This window comes from Bradyrhizobium sp. BRP19 (assembly GCF_020194195.1).
Classification (GTDB): Bacteria; Pseudomonadota; Alphaproteobacteria; order Rhizobiales; family Xanthobacteraceae; genus Bradyrhizobium; species Bradyrhizobium yuanmingense.
The window spans coordinates 1-405 of sequence record NZ_JADYVZ010000203.1 but is presented as its reverse complement, the minus strand read 5'-3'; the positions used below and the strand labels follow the sequence as shown (position 1 = coordinate 405).

General features: G+C 66.2%; 1 pseudogene. It reads left to right on the top strand.

Going from position 1 to position 405, the window contains the following annotated elements:
* Positions 1-405, top strand: a pseudogene (locus tag I6F36_RS39195) (Zn-dependent protease); the annotation flags it as partial.

Here is a 405-nt window from a genome sequence, read left to right as displayed (position 1 = left end):
GCAATATACGGCGCCCGAAGGGTCCGAACGCGACCGCGAGACCTATCTCGCCGCGATCGACAACATCGTCTATGGCGAAGATCCGAGCGAAGGCTTCGTTCGCGGCCGCCGCTTCCTGCATCCCAAGCTCGGCTTCACCTTCCAGGCGCCCGAGAACTTCACGCTCGACAACACCGCGCAGGCGGTGATCGGCGTGCGCGAAGGCGGCACGCAGGCGATGCGGTTCGACGTGGTGCGGGTGCCGGCCGAACAGTCGCTCGGCGAGTATCTGAACTCCGGCTGGATGGAAGGCGTCGACAAAGCGTCGACCGAGGACCTCACCGTCAACGGCTTCCCGGCGGCATCCGCCACCGCGCGTGGCGACCAGTGGCAGTTCAAGGTCTACGCACTGCGCTTCGGCAGCGA